This window comes from Mycolicibacterium novocastrense, assembly GCF_001499835.1.
GTDB lineage: Bacteria > Actinomycetota > Actinomycetes > Mycobacteriales > Mycobacteriaceae > Mycobacterium > Mycobacterium novocastrense.
In genome coordinates, this window is the sequence record NZ_LQIH01000002.1 from 112874 (window position 1) to 129398 (window position 16525).

The following is a 16525-nucleotide window of genomic DNA, read 5'->3' on the forward strand; positions in this document are numbered from 1 at the left end:
TGCCACCATGAGATTCATGTGTGGACGTTTCGCGGTGACCACGGACCCGGCGCTACTGGCCGAGAAGATCGAGGCGATCGACGAGACGACGGCGGCCTCTGCCGGCGGTAAGGATGCGTCGGCGCCGAATTACAACGTCGCCCCGACCACGACCGTCAGCACCGTGGTCAAGCGCCACAGCGAACCCGACGACGAAGCCACCCGGCGGCTGCGGTCGATGCGCTGGGGCCTGGTGCCGCCGTGGGTGAAGGCCAAAGAGGACGGCAGCCCCGAGACCAAGGGGCCGTTGCTGATCAACGCGCGCTCGGACAAGCTGACCACATCGCCGGCCTTCCGTAACTCCGCCAAGAACAAGCGCTGCCTGGTGCCCATGGACGGCTGGTATGAGTGGCAGGGCGAGCGAGGCGCCAAGACGCCCTTCTTCATGTACGCGGGCGACGGTGAGCCGCTGTTCATGGCGGGGTTGTGGTCGACGTGGCGGCCGAAAGACGCGCCCAAGGACGCCAACCCGCTGCTCAGCTGCACGATCATCACCACCGACGCCGCTGGTCCGCTGGCCGAGATCCACGACCGGATGCCGCTGACCGTCAGCGAGCGCGACTGGGACCGCTGGTTGGACCCCGACGCGCCGATCGACGAGGGGCTGTTGCGCGGCCACGGAGACCTCGACCGCATCGAGATCCGCGAGGTGTCCCGGCTGGTGAACAACGTCCGCAACAACGGCCCGGAGTTGATCGAGCCCGTCGAACCCTCGGCCGGACAAGGCACCCTGCTTTGACACAGCCGGATTCGTCCGGGCCGCTGCACTCCGTCGCCGTCATCGACGCGCTGGCCGCCGACCTGCGCAGCGCGGGTTACAGCATCGACGGGGTGGCCGCTCTGCTCGGTGACGACGCTGATGCCGCGTTCGCCAGGGGAGTGTGGTGGCCGGCACTGCGGGCCACCGACCGCGGGCTGCACAGCGGGACAGCACAGCAGCGACGCCTGGCGGTGCTGGTGCGTCTGTTCCTGCTGGGCTCGGCCGAACCCGCCGAGCACGTCACCCTCGCGCTCGAAACCGTTGACATCGACGAGTTGGTGGCCAACGGCGTTCTGGAATGGGCGGCCAACGGCACTGTGCGCGCCGCCCTGGACCTGCGACCCCACAGCGACGGCGCCAACGACTTCTTCGTCGTCTCCGACCTGGACGCATCGATGCGTTCGGGGCCGGTGCGCCGGGACCATGTCCTGGGCATCGGCGGTGCGTCGGTCTCGCTGGCCCGCGCGGTCGTGCGCAAGCCGGTCGCCCGCGCGCTGGACCTCGGCACAGGCTGCGGAGTGCAGGCGGTCCACCTCAACGGGCACTGCGCGCACATCGTGGCCACCGACACCAACGAGCGGGCACTCGCACTGGCGGCGGCGACTGCGCGCCTCAACGACATGTCCTGGGATCTGCGGTGCGGCAGCCTGTTTGAGCCGGTGGCCGGGGAGCGCTTTGACCTCGTCGTCTCCAATCCGCCGTTCGTGGTGGGGGAGGGTGACCGCGACTACCTCTACCGTGACTCGGGAGTCGCCGGGGACGCCTTGTGTCACAACCTGATCGAGCACATTGGTGCTCATCTGGAGCCCGGGGGTACGGCGCTGGTCATGGCCAACTGGATCGTTCGTCGGGACGACTGGCGCGACCGGGTGCGAAGTTGGTTGGCGGGCACCGGGTTGCACGCGTGGGTGGTGCAGCGTGAACTCGCCGACCCGGTCAGCTATGTGTCGTTGTGGACCGCCGACGCCGGGGAGGACCCGGAGCGGGCGGCGCGCCGCGGAGGGCAGTGGCTCGACTGGTTCGCCGATGAGGGCATCACCGGCATCGGCATGGGTGTGATCGCCTTGCGCGCACCACGATCCGGTGAGCGCCGCGCGCCTGAGCATGTCCTCGAGGAGATCACCGGCGCGGACGAGGCCCTCACCGGCGATGAGGTCGACGCGTTCTTCGCGCGCCGGGAGTACCTGCACGACACCACCGACGAGCAGTTGCTTGCCGCGAGGCTGTCGACGGCGCCGGTCTTCCTCGAGGAGCAGTCGCTGCCGGGGCCCGACGGCTGGCAGGTCGTCGGTGCGGCCGTGCGTCGCCCCGGTGGGCCCGGTGCGGTCATCGGTGTCGACGAGATCGGCCGAGCGCTGTTGGCCGGATGCCGCGGCGAGGTGCCGCTGGGAACGCTGATCGACCTGCTCGCAACCGTTCACGGTGTCGACGCCGACGCCCTGGCGGGGGCCGCGCTGCCGGTCGTGCGGGAGGCGGTGGGGCGGGGCATCCTCTTCCAGGCCGACTGACCCTTGACAGAGGATTCCTCGGTTTGATTAGAGTAATCCTCGTGCCCTCGCGTACGCGCCCCGATGCGCGGAGCCGGTTGCTCGCCGTCGCGCGCCGCCGGTTCGCGGCCGACGGCGCTCTCTCGGCCACCCTCGACGAGGTTCGCCGCGAAGCCGAGGTGAGTGTCGGCGCGCTGTATCACCATTTCCCCGACAAGCTTTCGCTCGCCACCGCCGTCTTCGCCGAGGTGCTCGCCGAGTACCAGGCCGGGTTCCTCACGATGCTGCGCGCACACGACACCGCCGAGGGCGGCATCCGCGGCGGTGTCGCCTATCACCTGCGGTGGGTTTCGACGCATCGCAACGAGGCCGGCCTACTGCTCGGCCCCAGGCTCGACAGTGCAGAACTGCGATCACACAACGAGACCTTCTTCGCGACCATCCGCGACTGGTGGCGTCCGCATCACGGCTACGGCGCGCTGCAGCCGATGCGGGTCGGGGTGACCGCAGCGTTGTGGCTCGGCCCCGCCCAGGAGTACAGCCGATACTGGATCGCCGGGGCGGCCAGGCGGATACCACCGGAAACAATCGAGACCTTTGCCCACGCTGCGTGGAAGGCGTTGCGCACCAACGACACCGAGGAGGATTCGTCATGACCGATTCGCTGTACCGGACCATGGTGGCCAGCGGCGACGAGGCCGACGCGCCGCCTCGGGTGCGCGTCGAGCACCGAGGGGACAGGGCCGTCGTCACGCTCGACGAGCCGCGACGGCTCAACGTGCTGTCCGCGCCGTTGGTGCGCCAACTGCGAAGGGCGCTGACCGACCTCGATGCCGACCCGGATATCCGTTCGGTCGTGCTCACCGGCGCGGACCCCGGCTTCAGCGCCGGCGGCGACCTACGCATGATGGACGCCGCGATCGACCAGCTCGGCGCACCGGAGGGCGCGGCCGATATCTGGCGCTGGATTCGCCGCGAGTTCGGCGGCATCGCGCGGCTGATCGCCGGATCCGACACGATCTTCGTCGCCGCGCTCAACGGAGCAGCGGCCGGCGTCGGGCTGGCCTGGGCGCTGACCTGCGACCTCGTGATCGCCAGCGAACGTGCCGTCGTGGTGCCCGCCTTCGCCAACCTGGGACTGATTCCCGAGGTCGGCACCAGTTGGGCCCTGACCCGGCGCCTGGGTTACCAGGGTGCGCTCGCCTACTACCTGCGCGGCGAACACATCGACGCCCGCGAAGCGCTACGGCTCGGCCTGGTGCAGGAGGTCGTCGAACACGACCGTCTGCTCGAGGTCGCCGACGAGTGGTGTTCGCGCATTGCCGCGCTCCCGCCGCACGCCGTCGCGATGAGCAAGCCGCTGCTGCGGGCGGCCGCCGACGCCGACTGGTCCGATGCCCTCACCTTGGAGGAGTTCGCCGAGCCCGCGTGCTTCACCACCGCGGCGTTCGCCGACAGCGTGCGTTCGATGCTCTCCTGAGGCTGCCTCGGTAGCCACGGCCTATGCTCGGTTTCACCGCATTTGCCTGATCAGCTCGGAATGGGCATTAACATAGTGCGGGTAGGTCGAGTGAGGGGGTCGAGTGTGGTCGGTGCGGTGAGGAAGCTTCTGAGCTTCGAGATGACCCTCGCCGAATGGATCGGCACCGGGCTCATCCTCGCCGCGCCCTACGTCGTCGTCGGCATCGGCTGGACCGCCTTGCGCCTGGACAGGCTGGACGGCAGTGGGCTGACCTGGCTGATCCAGGTGGTCGGTTCGGTCGCGTTCTGGCCGGCGCTGGTCTTCTCGGCGGTGTGTGTCGGATGACCGACCGCTACCGCATCTCCGTTCGGCGACGCACCGCCCGATGGGACCCCGAGGCCGACGTGACCGCCGGGGACGCGATGGACTTCTGGGCGTTCGCCGGCGGCGCCGCCAACGTCGTCATGCAGCTGTCCTGGCCGGAGGTCGGTTACGGCGTCGCCGAAAGCAAGGTCGATTCGGGGAACCTGCTCAAACACCCGTGGAAGCGGGCGCGCACGACGTTCCAGTACCTCGCGGTCTCCGTGCTGGGGACTCCCGATGACCGCGCGGCCTTCCGGGAGGCGGTCAACACCGCGCACCGCCACGTCAAGTCGACCGCCGAGAGCCCCGTGCGGTACAACGCCTTCGATCGCGACCTGCAGATGTGGGTGGCGGCTTGCCTTTTCGTCGGGCTGGAGGACACCTATCAGCTGCTGCGCGGTGAGATGACACCGCAGCAGGCCGAGCAGTTCTACCGCTCCGCATGGCCACTGGGCACCACCCTGCAGGTCACCGAAGATCAGTGGCCGCCGACGCGCGCCGAGTTCGACGACTACTGGCGAACCGCGTGCGAACGGGTCAAGATCGACGACCGGGTCCGTGACCACCTGATGCACATGCTCAATCTGCGCATGATCAACCCGCTACTGGGCCTGCCGTTCCGGCCGTTGCTGAAGTTCCTGACAGCCGGATTCCTCGCTCCGGTGTTCCGTGAGCAGATGGGCCTGCGGTGGAGCGGGTTTCACCAGTTCCTGTTCGAATGGCTCTTCCTCACAGTCGCTTTCGTCAACAGGTTCATGCCGGTGTTCCTGCGCCAGGGCGGCAGCTACGTGCTGCTCGCCGACGTGCGCCGCCGGGTCCGTACGCGCAAGGCGCTGGTATGACGGGGTTGCGCCGCCTGCTCAGTCGCCGGGTCAGCGTCGAGGCGATGATCGAGGCCGGCATGTGGCTGTCGATCCCGTACCTGGTGATCGGGCTGATATGGGCCTTCTTCGACGCCGAGCAGGTGCAGCTGATCGACGCCGCGCTGCGCACGCGGATTCCGGCCGGGTCCGACATCGGCGCGTTCATGGTGACGGCGGTGTTCTGGCCGGCGAACCTGTTGGGCATCGAACTCTGCGTTCCCTGACGCATCGTTGACGGCGATGTCACGATGAGCCGATGAGGGGCTGGCCGGACGATGACGCACTCGCGGGATATCCCGTCGTGCCCGAAGCGGTGCCGCGGCCGGTCTTCTCCGAACAACGTTGGTGCGACCTCACTTTCGTGCACTGGCCAGTGCGACCCGATGCGGTCACGTCGCTGTACCCGGCGGGCACCCGCCCCGATGTCTTCAGCGACGGCTTCACCTATGTCGGCCTGGTGCCTTTTCAGATGCGTGACACGACGATCGGGCGGGTGATTCCGCTGCCGTACCTCGGCACCTTCGCCGAGACGAACGTCCGGCTGTACTCGATCGACGAGTCCGGCCGTCACGGCGTGGTGTTCCGTTCGTTGGAGACCGCGCGGTTGGCGGTCGTGCCCACCCTGCGCCTGACCCTCGGCATTCCCTACACCTGGGCGAAGATGCGCGTCGACAGGTCGGCGGACATCATCACCTACACCAGCGAGCGGCGGTGGCCGCACCGCGGATTGCGCAGCGTGGTCAGCGTGCGGGTCGGCGACGAAGTGACGCCGACACCGCTGGAGGTGTGGCTGACCGCGCGCTGGGGTGCGCACACCCGCAAGGCCGGCCGCACCTGGTGGGTGCCCAACGAACACGACCCGTGGCCGCTGTGCGCCGCCGAGATCACTTACCTGCGCGACGATCTCGTCGCCGCCGCCGGCGTCACCCCCGCGGGCCCGATGCTGCGGGCGCTGTTCACGACGGGCGTCCAGGCCCGGTTCGGACGCCCGTGCGTCGTTGTCTGATCAGGGGCCCGCGTATCCCGGCGGGTTGGGGGTGTCCACCCACAGGTCGACGCCCAATTCCGCACCGGGAACGCAGTCGTACACCGACAGGTCGGTCACCCCGGACTCCAGAAGGACGTCCTCGCACAGCAGGGTCTGCCCGGTGTACTCGCGGGCGGGCTTGTTGAGGATCACGTACGCCGCGTCGGCGTAGACGTCGGGTTTCCGCGCGCGCCCCATGGCCTCGTCACCGCCCAACAGGTTCTGCACGGCCGCGGTCGCCACCATCGTGCGGGGCCACAGCGTGTTCGACGCGATGCCGGCGGCCCGCATCTCCTCGGCGATTCCCAACGCGCACAACGTCATACCGAACTTCGCCATCATGTACGCAGTTGGCTTGAGCCATTGCGACTCCAGCCGGATCGGCGGCGACAGCGTCAGGATGTGCGGATTGTCGCGGCCTTTCATGTGCGGGATGCAGGCCTGCGACACCGCATACGTACCGCGGACCTGGATGCCGTTCATCAGGTCGAACCGCTTCAGCGGGACCTCCTCGATCGAGCCGAGGTTGATCGCCGAGGCGTTGTTGACGCAGATGTCGATGCCGCCGAACTGGTCGACGGTCTTGGCGACCGCCGACTCCACCGAGTCGCCGTCGCGGACATCGCCGACGATCGGCAGCGCCTGACCGCCGGCGTCCTCCAGCTCCTTGGCCGCGGTGTACACCGTGCCGGGCAGCTTGGGATGGGGTTCGGCAGTCTTCGCGATCAACGCGATGTTGGCGCCGTCGGCCGCGGCGCGCTTGGCGATCGCCAGGCCGATGCCGCGGCTCGCGCCGGAGATGAACATGGTCTTCCCGTTGAGCGACATGGCCTCACCCTAACCGCCGCGAAATGGCATTCCGACAGGTCCGCACTCGAACTTTCTCTGCTGGAATGCCATTTCGCGGAAGACGGGCGCAAGCGGCGCTCTCACGTCGGGATTCGGGAACAATCGGGCCCGGTGCTGCTGTTATTGACGGTGGCCGCTGTGTGACGGAAGTTCGCGGCCAAAAAACTTGTCGGTCTCAACCTCTAGGATGAGCAAAGGGGGTCAGGTGCCAACGCTGGCTACGGACTTTCCAGTGCTGCCGGTCGATCTACCGGGTTTGTACGCTGGCACCGCGACAGAAGGGACGGTGTTCCCCACCATGACCGACTCCGACGGGTCAACAGATTCGGCGGCGGCTCCTGAACCGCAGGAGACCGACGCCGAACTCACCGCGCGCTTCGAGCGTGACGCGATTCCGCTGCTCGACCAGCTGTACGGCGGCGCGCTGCGGATGACGCGCAACCCCGCCGACGCCGAGGACCTGTTGCAGGAAACCATGGTCAAGGCGTACGCCGGCTTCCGGTCATTCCGGGAGGGCACCAACCTCAAGGCCTGGCTGTACCGCATCCTCACCAACACCTACATCAACAGCTACCGCAAGAAGCAGCGTCAGCCGGCGGAGTACCCCACCGAGGAGATCACCGACTGGCAGCTCGCGGCCAACGCCGAGCATTCCTCGACCGGACTGCGCTCGGCCGAGGTCGAGGCTCTCGAGTCGCTGCCGGACAACGAGATCAAGGAAGCGCTGCAGGCGCTACCCGAGGACTTTCGGATGGCGGTCTACTACGCCGACGTCGAGGGCTTCCCATACAAGGAGATCGCCGAGATCATGGACACACCGATAGGCACGGTGATGTCCCGGCTGCACCGGGGCAGGCGCCAGCTGCGCGAGCTGCTGGCCGGTGTGGCCCGCGACCGCGGGTTCATCCGGGGCCAGCAGATGGACACGCCCGAGGAGGTCTCGTCGTGAGCTCGTTCTCTGACGAAGAGCGATGGCAGGCCCCCGTCGGTCCCATCGACCCCGAGCATCCCGAATGCGCTGCGGTGATCGCCGAGGTGTGGACGCTGCTCGACGGTGAATGCACCCCCGAAACGCGCGACAAGTTGCGCCATCACCTGGAGGAGTGCCCCGCATGCCTGCGCCACTACGGCGTCGAGGAGCGGGTCAAGCAGCTGATCGCGAAGAAGTGCGGCGGCGAGAGAGCGCCGGAGAGCCTGCGTGAGCGGCTGCGCATCGAGATCAGCCGCACCACCATCATCCGGCGCGGTTAGCGCCGGGGATCACGCCCGGGCGCGTTAGCGCACCGACTTCGAACCGGCGTTGGGCCGCTTACCGTGGTTGGCCTTGGTGTGCTTGCGGTCACGCTTCTTACGGCCACGCTTGGCCATGATGTACCTCCGAATGCTCTGGGGATTGTTCGGCCCGTACTCGGCGGGCGCGTTCGAACCATTGTCTCATGGCCCGGCGACAGCGCTGACAAGCCGGTGGTGTGGTTCGATGTAGGCCGAAACGCATACAGCAGCTGCAGAGTAATGGGGTGATGATGGCCGAGGACGTTCGCGCTGAGATCGTGGCCAGTGTGCTCGAGGTCGTGGTGAGCGAGGGCGATCAGATCGGCGAGGGGGACACCCTGGTGCTGCTGGAGTCGATGAAGATGGAGATTCCGGTGCTGGCCGAGGTGGCGGGCACCGTGAGCAAGGTCAGCGTCGCTGTTGGCGACGTGATCCAGGCCGGCGACCTCATCGCGGTGATCAGCTGATCCGCGCGTTGTGAACCGCCGCCGGAAGTAGCCCCCGATGTCCACTCTCGGTGACCTGCTCGCCGAGCACACCGTGCTGCCCGGCAACGCGGTCGACCATCTGCATGCGGTGGTCGGCGAATGGCAGCTGCTCGCCGACCTGTCCTTCGCCGACTACCTGATGTGGGTACGCCGCGACGACGGCGCCCTGGTCTGCGTGGCGCAGGTGCGGCCGAACACCGCGCCGACGGTGCTGCTGGCCGACGCGGTCGCCACGCTGGCCGACGCCGACGCGATGCCACTCGTCACCACGGCGTTCACGGCCGGTGAAATCGTCGTGGGAGACGGTGCGGGTCAACAGGTTTCGCCAGGACTCAACGTGGAAGCGGTTCCGGTGCGGTACAAGGACGAGGTGGTCGCGGTGCTGACGCATCAGACCGCGTTGGAGTCCAGGAAGGCCAGCCCGCTGGAGTCCGCCTACCTCGATTGCGCCGGCGATCTGTTGCACATGCTCTCGGAGGGCACCTTCCCGAACGTCGGGGACATCGCGATGTCGCGCTCGAGCCCCCGCGTCGGCGACGGGTTCATCCGGCTCGACGAGGCCGGGGTGGTCACCTTCGCGAGCCCCAACGCGATCTCGGCCTATCACCGGATGGGTCTGGCCGCCGAGCTCGGCGGGCACAACCTGGTCACCGTCACGCGCCCGCTCATCGGTGACCCGTTCGAGGCGCAGGAACTGGCCAACCACGTGCGCGACTCGCTGGCCGGCGGATCGAGCATGCGCATGGAGGTCGACGCGGGCGGTGCGGCCGTGCTGATGCGCACGCTGCCGCTGGTCGTGCACGGCAAACCGGTGGGGGCAGCGGTGCTGATCCGCGACGTCACCGAGGTCAAGCGCCGCGACCGCGCCCTGCTGTCGAAGGACGCCACGATCCGCGAAATCCACCATCGCGTGAAGAACAACCTGCAGACCGTCGCGGCTCTGCTGCGCCTGCAGGCCCGGCGCACCAACAACGACGAAGGCCGCGAGGCGCTGATGGAATCGGTGCGGCGGGTGTCCTCGATCGCGTTGGTCCACGATGCGCTGTCGATGTCGGTGGACGAGGAGGTCAACCTCGACGAGGTCGTCGACCGGATCCTGCCGATGATGAACGATGTCGCCGCCGTTGACAGCCCGATCCGCATCTATCGTGTGGGCGATCTCGGTGTGCTCGACGCCGACCGCGCCACCGCGCTGATCATGGTGATCACCGAGCTGGTGCAGAACGCCATCGAGCACGCCTTCGACCCCGGTGTGCGCGAGGGCAGTGTCACCATCCGGGCCGAGCGCTCGGCCCGGTGGCTGGATGTGGTCGTTCACGACGACGGCCGGGGACTGCCCGACGGGTTCAGCCTGGAGAAGTCCGACCGGCTCGGTCTGCAGATCGTGCGGACGCTGGTGTCGGCCGAACTGGACGGGTCGCTGGGCATGCGTGAGGGACCGGCCGGCGGAACTGATGTGGTGCTGCGGGTGCCGCTGGGCCGGCAACGCCGACTCGCGCAGTAGCAATCTTCGCAATTCGCAAATCGGCTATTCGCGTCGCAAATCGGCCGCTATTGCATTTGCACAAAGATACGGCCCCGACGTATGTCGGGGCCGTAAATGTTTGGTTCGGGTCGGGCTCAGACTCCGCTGCGAGCCTTGGTGCGAGCATTGCGACGCTTGAGTGCGCGACGCTCGTCCTCGCTCATACCGCCCCAGACACCGGCATCCTGTCCGGACTCCAAAGCCCAGGTCAGGCACTCAGTGGTGACCGGGCAGCGGTTGCAGACGAGCTTCGCGTCAGCGATCTGAGCGAGCGCCGGGCCACTGTTCCCCACCGGGAAGAACAGTTCCGGATCCTCATCGCGACAGACCGCCTTGTGGCGCCAATCCATTAGATCAAACTCCTCGTCAGATACGTCACCTGTGCGCAGCACGGCGCACGGCATATTCTTCGGCTGTTTAACGCGTGCACATTGAATGTTTCTGCAACGTTGCTTCGATGCTTTCACAGGCTGGACAGATGTCAATACTCGCGAGTTAACAAGTGCGCAATGTCACTAGCCGGGTGGCTTCGCACGCCACCCACTCGTCTGTACTAGACTCGATCCAACTGCGCCCGAAATTCTACGGCGTTAGGCTGTCATCGCAGGTCAGAGACCTCTACAGGTGCGGGCGCCAACACGCCGAGCGCGTCGGGAACCGCGGTGAACATCATCGAATCACGTAATCCGACGTAGTCGCCGTCGATCTGGCAAGCGACCGGCGCCTCGCTGGTCACCTGCAGCCACGGCAGGTCGTCGTCGCGGACCAGATGCTTGGCCTGGATGCGGGCCTTCTTCGACAGCATCCGCCGCACCAGCATCAGGTTGGCCCACACGTTCATGCTGGTCGTGGCGAAAAGTCCGAGTCCCGTCTCGAACGTCGTCATCGGGTTGGTCCACACCGGCCTGGCGTTGGCGTACGTCCAGGGGCTGGCGTTGGACACGAACGCGAAGTGGACGCCGCCGACCGGTTCGCGGTCGGGCAGATGCACCGTCAGCGACGGTTCCTTGCGGGTGCTCGCCAGCACCTCGCGGATGGCCACGCGCACGTAGCGCGATGCCGTCACCGCGCGTCCCTTGGCGCGCTGCGCCTCGACCGCCGCCACCACGTCGCCGTCCACGCCCATGCCGGCCGTGAACACGCCCCAGCGCTCACCGCAGTCCATCAACCCGATGCGGCGCCACGTCTTGCGGCGGCGGTACTCCGACAGCAGGTCGATCAGCTGATTGGTCGCCTCGATGGGGTCGGGGCTGATGCCGAGGGCCCGTGCGAACACGTTGGCCGAGCCCCCGGGCACCACGCCGACCGCAGGCGCGGCAGCGCCGGGCCCGCCGACCTCGAGAATTCCGTTGACCACTTCGTTCACCGTGCCGTCGCCGCCGTGCACGATCAGCACGTCGACGCCGTCGTGCGCCGCGTCGCGGGCGATCTCGATGGCATGTCCGCGGTGATCGGTGTGCACGACGGTCAGTTTCACCCGGCTCTCCAGCGCATGGGCCAACAGATCACGGCCGGCCGGGGTCGTCGACGTCGCATTCGGGTTCACGATCAGCACGGCGCGCACGGGGTCCGAGCCTACTGAACGGGTTCTGCGCACCCCTCTACGCTCGAGGGCGTGATCGTTTCATCTCCGACGACGGTGCGCCAAGCCGCTGTCCTCGTCGCCCTGGAGGGTGCGGCCGCCGTGGTCGCGGCACTGGTCTACGTGGTGAGCGGGTTCGGCCGGGCCGAGGAGTCCGGGCTGAACAAGTACGGCACCGCGCTGTGGTTCGCGATCATGGGTGCGGGTGTGCTGGCCGCGGCGTGGGCGCTGTGGACGGGCAGACGGTGGGGGCGCGGCATCGCCGTGTTCGCCCAACTGCTGCTGCTACCGGTCGTCTACTACATGGGAGTCGGTTCGCATCAGTGGTGGTACGCCGCGCCGATCGGCGTGGTGGCGGCGGTGACGCTGATCCTGCTGTTCAGTCCCTCGACCCTGGAATGGGTCGGGGCTCACGGCGACTCCGCGGCCAGCGCCGATAATTCGGGACCCGAGACCCGATAGGTGATCCATTCTGTCTGCGGCTTGCCGCCGACGGCGTCGTAGAGCGCGATCGCGTTGACATTCCAGTCCAGGACAGCCCACGACAGTCGGGTGTAACCGTGCGTCGAACACTCGCGGGCCAAGGTGGCCAACAACTTTCGGGCCAGCCCACGTCTGCGAAACTGCGGGCGCACGTACAGGTCTTCGAGGTAGATCCCGCCGACACCGTCCCACGTGGAGAAGTTGATGAACCACAGCGCGCAGGCGGCGGCCTGCCCGTCGACCTCGACGATGTGGCCGAAAACGACTGGCGGCTCGGCGAAAAGCGCCTGGCGCATCTGGTCTTCGGTGACGGTGCACTCGTGCGCGGCGTGTTCGAACTCCGCGAGTCCGTGGACCATCGCGGTCAGTTCGCGTTCGTCGCCCGGGCGCACCCTGCGGATCAGCTCGCTCACGTCGTGACGCCCAGGGCGGTGAGGATCGTCGTGAATTTCGTTGTGGTCTCGGCAACTTCGTCGTCGGGATCCGATTCGGCGACGATGCCGCCGCCCGAATACGCCTCGGCCGTACGCCGGTCGGCCGACAGCTGAGCGCAGCGGATCGACACCACCCATCGGCCGTCGCCGCGTTGGTCGCACCAGCCGACGGCGCCGGCATAGAAGCCGCGGTCGCCTTCGAGTTCGGCGATCAAATCGGCCGCATCGGCGGTGGGCACCCCGCCGACCGCCGGCGTCGGGTGCAGTGCGATGGCCAAATCCAGTGCGGTGGTTGATCTTTCGCGGAGTTTACCGGTGATCCGGGTGGCCAGGTGCCACACCGAGTCGGTCTTGCGGAGCCCCGGTTCGGCGGCCACCTCGAGCTCAGCGCACAGCGGGTCGAGGGCGTCGCGAATCGTATCGACCACGAACTGGTGCTCGCGGAGGTTCTTCGTCGACGCGGCCAGCGCGGCGCCGTTCGCCTCGTCGATGTCGGGGTCGGGGGAGCGGGGCGCCGAGCCCGCGAACGGTGCGCACACCACCTGCTCGCCGCGGCGGGCCACCAGCAGCTCCGGGCTCGCGCCCACCAGCACGCTGCCCGAGTAGCCGCCGCCCGCGGCGGTCAGGTCCGCGAGGTACCCGTTGGCCGCGGGATCGGCGCTGACGAGCCGGTGCAGGACGGTGCGCGCGTCCAGCGGTCCGTCGGCGGCGAGCCGAAGGGCTCTTGCGAGCACGACCTTGTGCAGTCCGCTCGACGGGCTGGTGAGCCGGTCGACGGCGGTGGCGACCCGCGCACGGTGCTCATCGGGATCCGGCAACGCCTCGGCGATCTGCACCCCGGGCATCGGACGCAGCGGCCAGTCCGGCAGCGCATCGAGGAACTGGATGCTCTGCGGTCGGATCAGCGCCGCCGGCTTGGTCATGTCAAAAGGCAACGCCCCCACGATGATCGGGGCGCTGTGCGATGCCAGCGCGGCCCGGGCCTCGGCAACCTTCGGAAACGCGGTGTGCACTCCCTCCGCGACGACGGCGCCGCGGGAGGCCAGGACGAAGGAGGGTTCGCGAGTCACCGTGGTTTACACGGATCCTGATGGCCGGTGAGCCCCTGGGCGATGATCTGACGCATCGCATGCTCGAAGCCGAGGACGGCCAGGGACGCGGGCGCCATCGCGAACCGGATCCCGTTCGACACCGGCAGTTCGACCCACCGCGCGATCATCGAGCGGGAGAAGTGCGCGTGACCCACGAACACGACATCGCGCGACGCCATGTGGGTCAACGCCAACTCCAAGGCGCTGTCGGCGCGCTGCGCGATGGTCTGAACGCTCTCTCCGCCATCGGCGCCGTGCGTCCAGATCAGCCAGTCGGGCACGGTCTCGCGGATCTCGGGCGTCGTCAGCCCCTCGTAGCGGCCGTAATCCCACTCCCGCAGAAGCGGCGACACGTCGTCGATGGTCAGTCCGGCCAATTCGGCGGTCTGCACCGCGCGCCGCAGTGGGCTGCACACCACCAACGGGTTGTCCAGTTCGAGTTCGGCCAGCGCTTCGGCGGCCATCTTGGCGCGTTGCACGCCGGTCGCGGTCAGTTCGAGGTCGGTGTGGCTGGTGTGCCGACCGCTCTTCGACCACTCCGTCTCGCCGTGACGAAGCAGGATCAGGCGGTGCTCCAGAAGGGCCACGCTCACTGATTCTGCCGCACGGTCGGTCGCGGCGTGCCGAGCCATGCAACGATGGGCACCGTGACGCGAGTACTTGCGGTCGCCAATCAAAAGGGTGGGGTAGCCAAGACGACGACGGTGGCGTCGTTGGGTGCGGCGATCCAGGAGTCGGGTAAGCGGGTCCTGCTGGTGGACCTCGACCCGCAGGGGTCATTGACGTTCTCCCTGGGCCATGACCCGGACAAGTTGGCGGTGTCGATCCACGAGGTGCTGCTCGGCGAGGTCGAACCCGACGCCGCCCTGCTGGAGACGCCCGAGGGAATGACACTGCTGCCCGCCAACATCGACCTGGCGGGCGCCGAGGCAATGCTGTTGATGCGTGCCGGGCGTGAGTACGCGCTCAAGAGAGCGCTGGCCAAGCTCGGCGCCGGAACGCCGGCGACATCCGGCGGTGCGGCGACGTCGTCAGCGGGCAGGGCCGACTACGACGTGGTGATCGTGGACTGTCCGCCGTCGCTCGGCGTGCTCACGCTCAACGGGCTGACCGCTGCCGACGAGGTGATCGTGCCGCTGCAGTGCGAGACGTTGGCGCACCGCGGTGTCGGGCAGTTCCTGCGCACCATCGCCGATGTCCAGGCGATCACGAACCCCGACCTCAAGCTGCTGGGTGCGTTGCCGACGTTGTACGACTCGCGCACGACCCACAGCCGCGATGTGTTGCTCGACGTCGCCGACCGCTACGACCTGGCGGTGCTGGCGCCGCCGATCCCGCGCACCGTCCGGTTCGCCGAGGCCAGCGCCTCGGGCGCGTCGGTGCTGGCCAGCCGCAAGAACAAGGGCGCAGGCGCCTACCGCGATCTGGCCAAGGCGCTGCTCAAGCACTGGAAGAACGGCAAGCCGATGCCCACTTTCGCCCCAGAGATCTAGGGATTTCGGTGTCGAAACAGTCGGTGAGCGACTGTTGCAACACCCAAATCACGTCTAGCCCACGTTGGATTGGCGGCTCAGCCGCCGAGCGCCACCAACTCGTCGCCGCGCTGCTCGAGCACCATCGAGCCGGCCACCGCGGGCACCACCGGCCCGGCGCTCGGCGGCCGGGTCAGCGGGATGTGGCGTTCGCCCCGCCCGGTCGCGGCGTCGAACACGTCGTAGCCGTCGGTGACCGGGACCAGCAGCCGCCCCGCCATGATCGTCCCCGGCCCCAGCGGCTTGTTCCGGCCCTCGGGGGTGACGGTGTAGCGGTAGTCAAACCCGCTGGCGGAGAACACCATTACGCTGTCCCCGGTCCACCAGGTGATCAGGTCACCCGCCCGCGACATCGTGGCCTGCGGTGACGGCGGACTTGCCACCCCGGTGCTGGCGATCGTCGCGCCCGTCTCGTCGACGATGTTGACCACAGGCTTGGGCGTGGGCACGTAGACCGCGGTCATCGTGTCGGCGACGGCCACCACCCGCGCGCCCGAATCCGTCGCGACGCCCGGTTGCGGGACGTACCTCAACTCCGGGGTGTCCTCCTCATCGGAGGGTCGCAGCAGGGTCAGCCGCAGTTCGGGCTGCCGCGGGCAGGCCTCGAGCACTGACACCGCGCTCGAACTCGCCTGCGCCGACACCAACCGGCACAGCGGCAGCGAGGGCACATCCGGCTTGATGCGGGCGTCCAGGGCGCCGTAGCTCAGCATCCGGACCATGTCGGAACGCCACAACTCCAGCCGGTTCTCACCGGCCGAGAGCACCGCGGTGCCGTCCGACGACAAATGCACCGAGGGATCGGCGTAGGACGAGCGCGCCGGACCGCGCATGCCGGTCTTGGCGTCGATGGTGCTGACCTGACCGCATCCGCGAGTGTCGGGGTAGACGGCGACCGCGTACTGGTAGACGTAGCTGACCCCGCACAGGTCGAGGTCACGTTCATAACTCCACAGCGTGGTCCCCGTCGCCGGATCGCGCCCCTGTACGGTCCGGCCGTCGCCGGTCACCGCCGCGCCTCCGACGACCAGCGGCAAAGTGGTGGCTGCGCTGGGTGCGCTCCACACCTGCCGCAGCGACTGCGGAACCGCCTTGGCCGGGGTCAGGGCCGGCACCGGGTCGGCGGCGGGCCTGCTGATCGTCGCCCGCGCGTCGCTGGTCCACCACACCAACGCGGCCGTCACCACGACGACGACGCCAATCGCCAGCGCCACCATCACATCGGTGCGGGTGCGGCGTTCGGGTTTGACCATCGCGTGGGAGGTGCC

The 16525-nt window shown here is 68.1% G+C and carries 22 protein-coding genes; 14 read left to right on the top strand and 8 right to left on the bottom strand.

Annotated features, from left to right (window positions below; translation table 11 throughout):
* Positions 1-16: 16 nt before the first annotated feature.
* From AU072_RS03270 to AU072_RS03305, 8 genes are all read left to right on the top strand, one after another.
* Positions 17-778 (top strand): SOS response-associated peptidase, encoded by a 762-nt coding sequence (locus AU072_RS03270; protein ID WP_217266035.1) that lies wholly within the window; start codon positions 17-19, stop codon positions 776-778.
* Positions 775-2307 carry a DUF7782 domain-containing protein gene (locus AU072_RS03275; protein WP_064412454.1) on the top strand — a complete coding sequence of 511 codons (1533 nt, stop codon included), beginning with the start codon at positions 775-777 and terminating at the stop codon, positions 2305-2307. Before AU072_RS03270 ends, AU072_RS03275 begins: the two co-directional genes overlap by 4 nt.
* A 41-nt stretch (positions 2308-2348) precedes the next feature.
* Positions 2349-2942: a TetR/AcrR family transcriptional regulator gene (locus AU072_RS03280; RefSeq protein WP_064412455.1), complete on the top strand. Its 594-nt coding sequence runs from the start codon at positions 2349-2351 to the stop codon at positions 2940-2942.
* Positions 2939-3766 (top strand): enoyl-CoA hydratase/isomerase family protein, encoded by an 828-nt coding sequence (locus AU072_RS03285; RefSeq protein WP_064412456.1) that lies wholly within the window; start codon positions 2939-2941, stop codon positions 3764-3766. The genes AU072_RS03280 and AU072_RS03285 overlap by 4 nt, the downstream gene beginning before the upstream one ends.
* Positions 3767-3883: 117 nt before the next feature.
* Positions 3884-4093: a hypothetical protein gene (locus tag AU072_RS03290; protein ID WP_082680674.1), complete on the top strand. Its 210-nt coding sequence runs from the start codon at positions 3884-3886 to the stop codon at positions 4091-4093.
* Positions 4090-4953, top strand: a complete 864-nt coding sequence (locus AU072_RS03295) for an oxygenase MpaB family protein (protein WP_064412458.1) — start codon at positions 4090-4092, stop codon at positions 4951-4953. Before AU072_RS03290 ends, AU072_RS03295 begins: the two co-directional genes overlap by 4 nt.
* Positions 4950-5198, top strand: coding sequence for a hypothetical protein (locus tag AU072_RS03300; protein ID WP_064412459.1), 249 nt, complete (start codon positions 4950-4952; stop codon positions 5196-5198). Before AU072_RS03295 ends, AU072_RS03300 begins: the two co-directional genes overlap by 4 nt.
* A 32-nt stretch (positions 5199-5230) precedes the next feature.
* The gene (locus AU072_RS03305) at positions 5231-5980 is read left to right on the top strand and encodes a YqjF family protein (protein ID WP_064412460.1); all 750 of its coding nucleotides are present in this window, start codon (positions 5231-5233) and stop codon (positions 5978-5980) included.
* Here AU072_RS03305 and AU072_RS03310 read toward each other — a convergent pair whose 3' ends face one another.
* Complete coding sequence (locus AU072_RS03310; RefSeq protein WP_064412461.1) at positions 5981-6829, bottom strand: SDR family oxidoreductase; 849 nt, start codon at positions 6827-6829, stop codon at positions 5981-5983.
* Between the two features lie 319 nt (positions 6830-7148).
* Here AU072_RS03310 and AU072_RS03315 point away from each other — a divergent pair, with 319 nt between their 5' ends.
* Both AU072_RS03315 and rsrA read left to right on the top strand, forming a co-directional pair.
* A complete protein-coding gene (locus tag AU072_RS03315; RefSeq protein ID WP_174523695.1) occupies positions 7149-7799 on the top strand; it encodes a sigma-70 family RNA polymerase sigma factor in 651 nt (216 codons plus the stop codon).
* The gene (gene rsrA, locus AU072_RS03320; protein ID WP_064412463.1) at positions 7796-8101 is read left to right on the top strand and encodes a mycothiol system anti-sigma-R factor; all 306 of its coding nucleotides are present in this window, start codon (positions 7796-7798) and stop codon (positions 8099-8101) included. Before AU072_RS03315 ends, rsrA begins: the two co-directional genes overlap by 4 nt.
* A 24-nt stretch (positions 8102-8125) precedes the next feature.
* Here the strand turns inward: rsrA and AU072_RS28910 are convergent, their stop codons facing one another.
* Positions 8126-8218 carry a 50S ribosomal protein bL37 gene (locus AU072_RS28910; RefSeq protein ID WP_090355725.1) on the bottom strand — a complete coding sequence of 31 codons (93 nt, stop codon included), beginning with the start codon at positions 8216-8218 and terminating at the stop codon, positions 8126-8128.
* 155 nt (positions 8219-8373) lie between these two features.
* Between AU072_RS28910 and AU072_RS03325 the strand changes: the two genes are divergently transcribed.
* Positions 8374-8589 (top strand): biotin/lipoyl-binding carrier protein, encoded by a 216-nt coding sequence (locus tag AU072_RS03325; protein ID WP_048471395.1) that lies wholly within the window; start codon positions 8374-8376, stop codon positions 8587-8589.
* Positions 8590-8626: 37 nt separating this feature from the next.
* Positions 8627-10114 (top strand): two-component system sensor histidine kinase PdtaS, encoded by a 1488-nt coding sequence (locus AU072_RS03330; protein WP_064412464.1) that lies wholly within the window; start codon positions 8627-8629, stop codon positions 10112-10114.
* A 116-nt stretch (positions 10115-10230) separates the two neighbouring features.
* Here AU072_RS03330 and whiB1 read toward each other — a convergent pair whose 3' ends face one another.
* Together whiB1 and AU072_RS03340 are read right to left on the bottom strand one after the other, a co-directional pair.
* Entirely contained in the window at positions 10231-10485 is a 255-nt protein-coding gene (whiB1, locus tag AU072_RS03335; protein ID WP_014208822.1) for a transcriptional regulator WhiB1, read from the bottom strand.
* 248 nt (positions 10486-10733) lie between these two features.
* Positions 10734-11699 carry a diacylglycerol/lipid kinase family protein gene (locus AU072_RS03340; RefSeq protein WP_064412465.1) on the bottom strand — a complete coding sequence of 322 codons (966 nt, stop codon included), beginning with the start codon at positions 11697-11699 and terminating at the stop codon, positions 10734-10736.
* A gap of 51 nt (positions 11700-11750) precedes the next feature.
* Between AU072_RS03340 and AU072_RS03345 the strand changes: the two genes are divergently transcribed.
* Positions 11751-12179, top strand: coding sequence for a hypothetical protein (locus tag AU072_RS03345; protein ID WP_064412466.1), 429 nt, complete (start codon positions 11751-11753; stop codon positions 12177-12179).
* On the opposite strand, the gene AU072_RS03350 is transcribed toward AU072_RS03345, so the two are convergent.
* Genes AU072_RS03350 through AU072_RS03360 form a run of 3 tightly spaced genes read right to left on the bottom strand, consistent with a single transcriptional unit; the run spans position 12128 to position 14357 of the window.
* Positions 12128-12613: a GNAT family N-acetyltransferase gene (locus tag AU072_RS03350; RefSeq protein ID WP_064412467.1), complete on the bottom strand. Its 486-nt coding sequence runs from the start codon at positions 12611-12613 to the stop codon at positions 12128-12130. The genes AU072_RS03345 and AU072_RS03350 overlap by 52 nt on opposite strands.
* Complete coding sequence (locus AU072_RS03355) at positions 12610-13704, bottom strand: isochorismate synthase (protein ID WP_064412468.1); 1095 nt, start codon at positions 13702-13704, stop codon at positions 12610-12612. The genes AU072_RS03350 and AU072_RS03355 overlap by 4 nt, the downstream gene beginning before the upstream one ends.
* Positions 13701-14357, bottom strand: a complete 657-nt coding sequence (locus tag AU072_RS03360; RefSeq protein ID WP_276018982.1) for an acid phosphatase — start codon at positions 14355-14357, stop codon at positions 13701-13703. The genes AU072_RS03355 and AU072_RS03360 overlap by 4 nt, the downstream gene beginning before the upstream one ends.
* Before the next feature lie 6 nt (positions 14358-14363).
* On the opposite strand from AU072_RS03360, the gene AU072_RS03365 reads away from it, so the two are divergent.
* Positions 14364-15218, top strand: a complete 855-nt coding sequence (locus AU072_RS03365; protein WP_064412469.1) for a ParA family protein — start codon at positions 14364-14366, stop codon at positions 15216-15218.
* Between the two features lie 77 nt (positions 15219-15295).
* Here the strand turns inward: AU072_RS03365 and AU072_RS03370 are convergent, their stop codons facing one another.
* Positions 15296-16510, bottom strand: a complete 1215-nt coding sequence (locus AU072_RS03370; RefSeq protein ID WP_064412470.1) for an Rv3212 family protein — start codon at positions 16508-16510, stop codon at positions 15296-15298.
* Positions 16511-16525 lie beyond the last annotated feature (15 nt).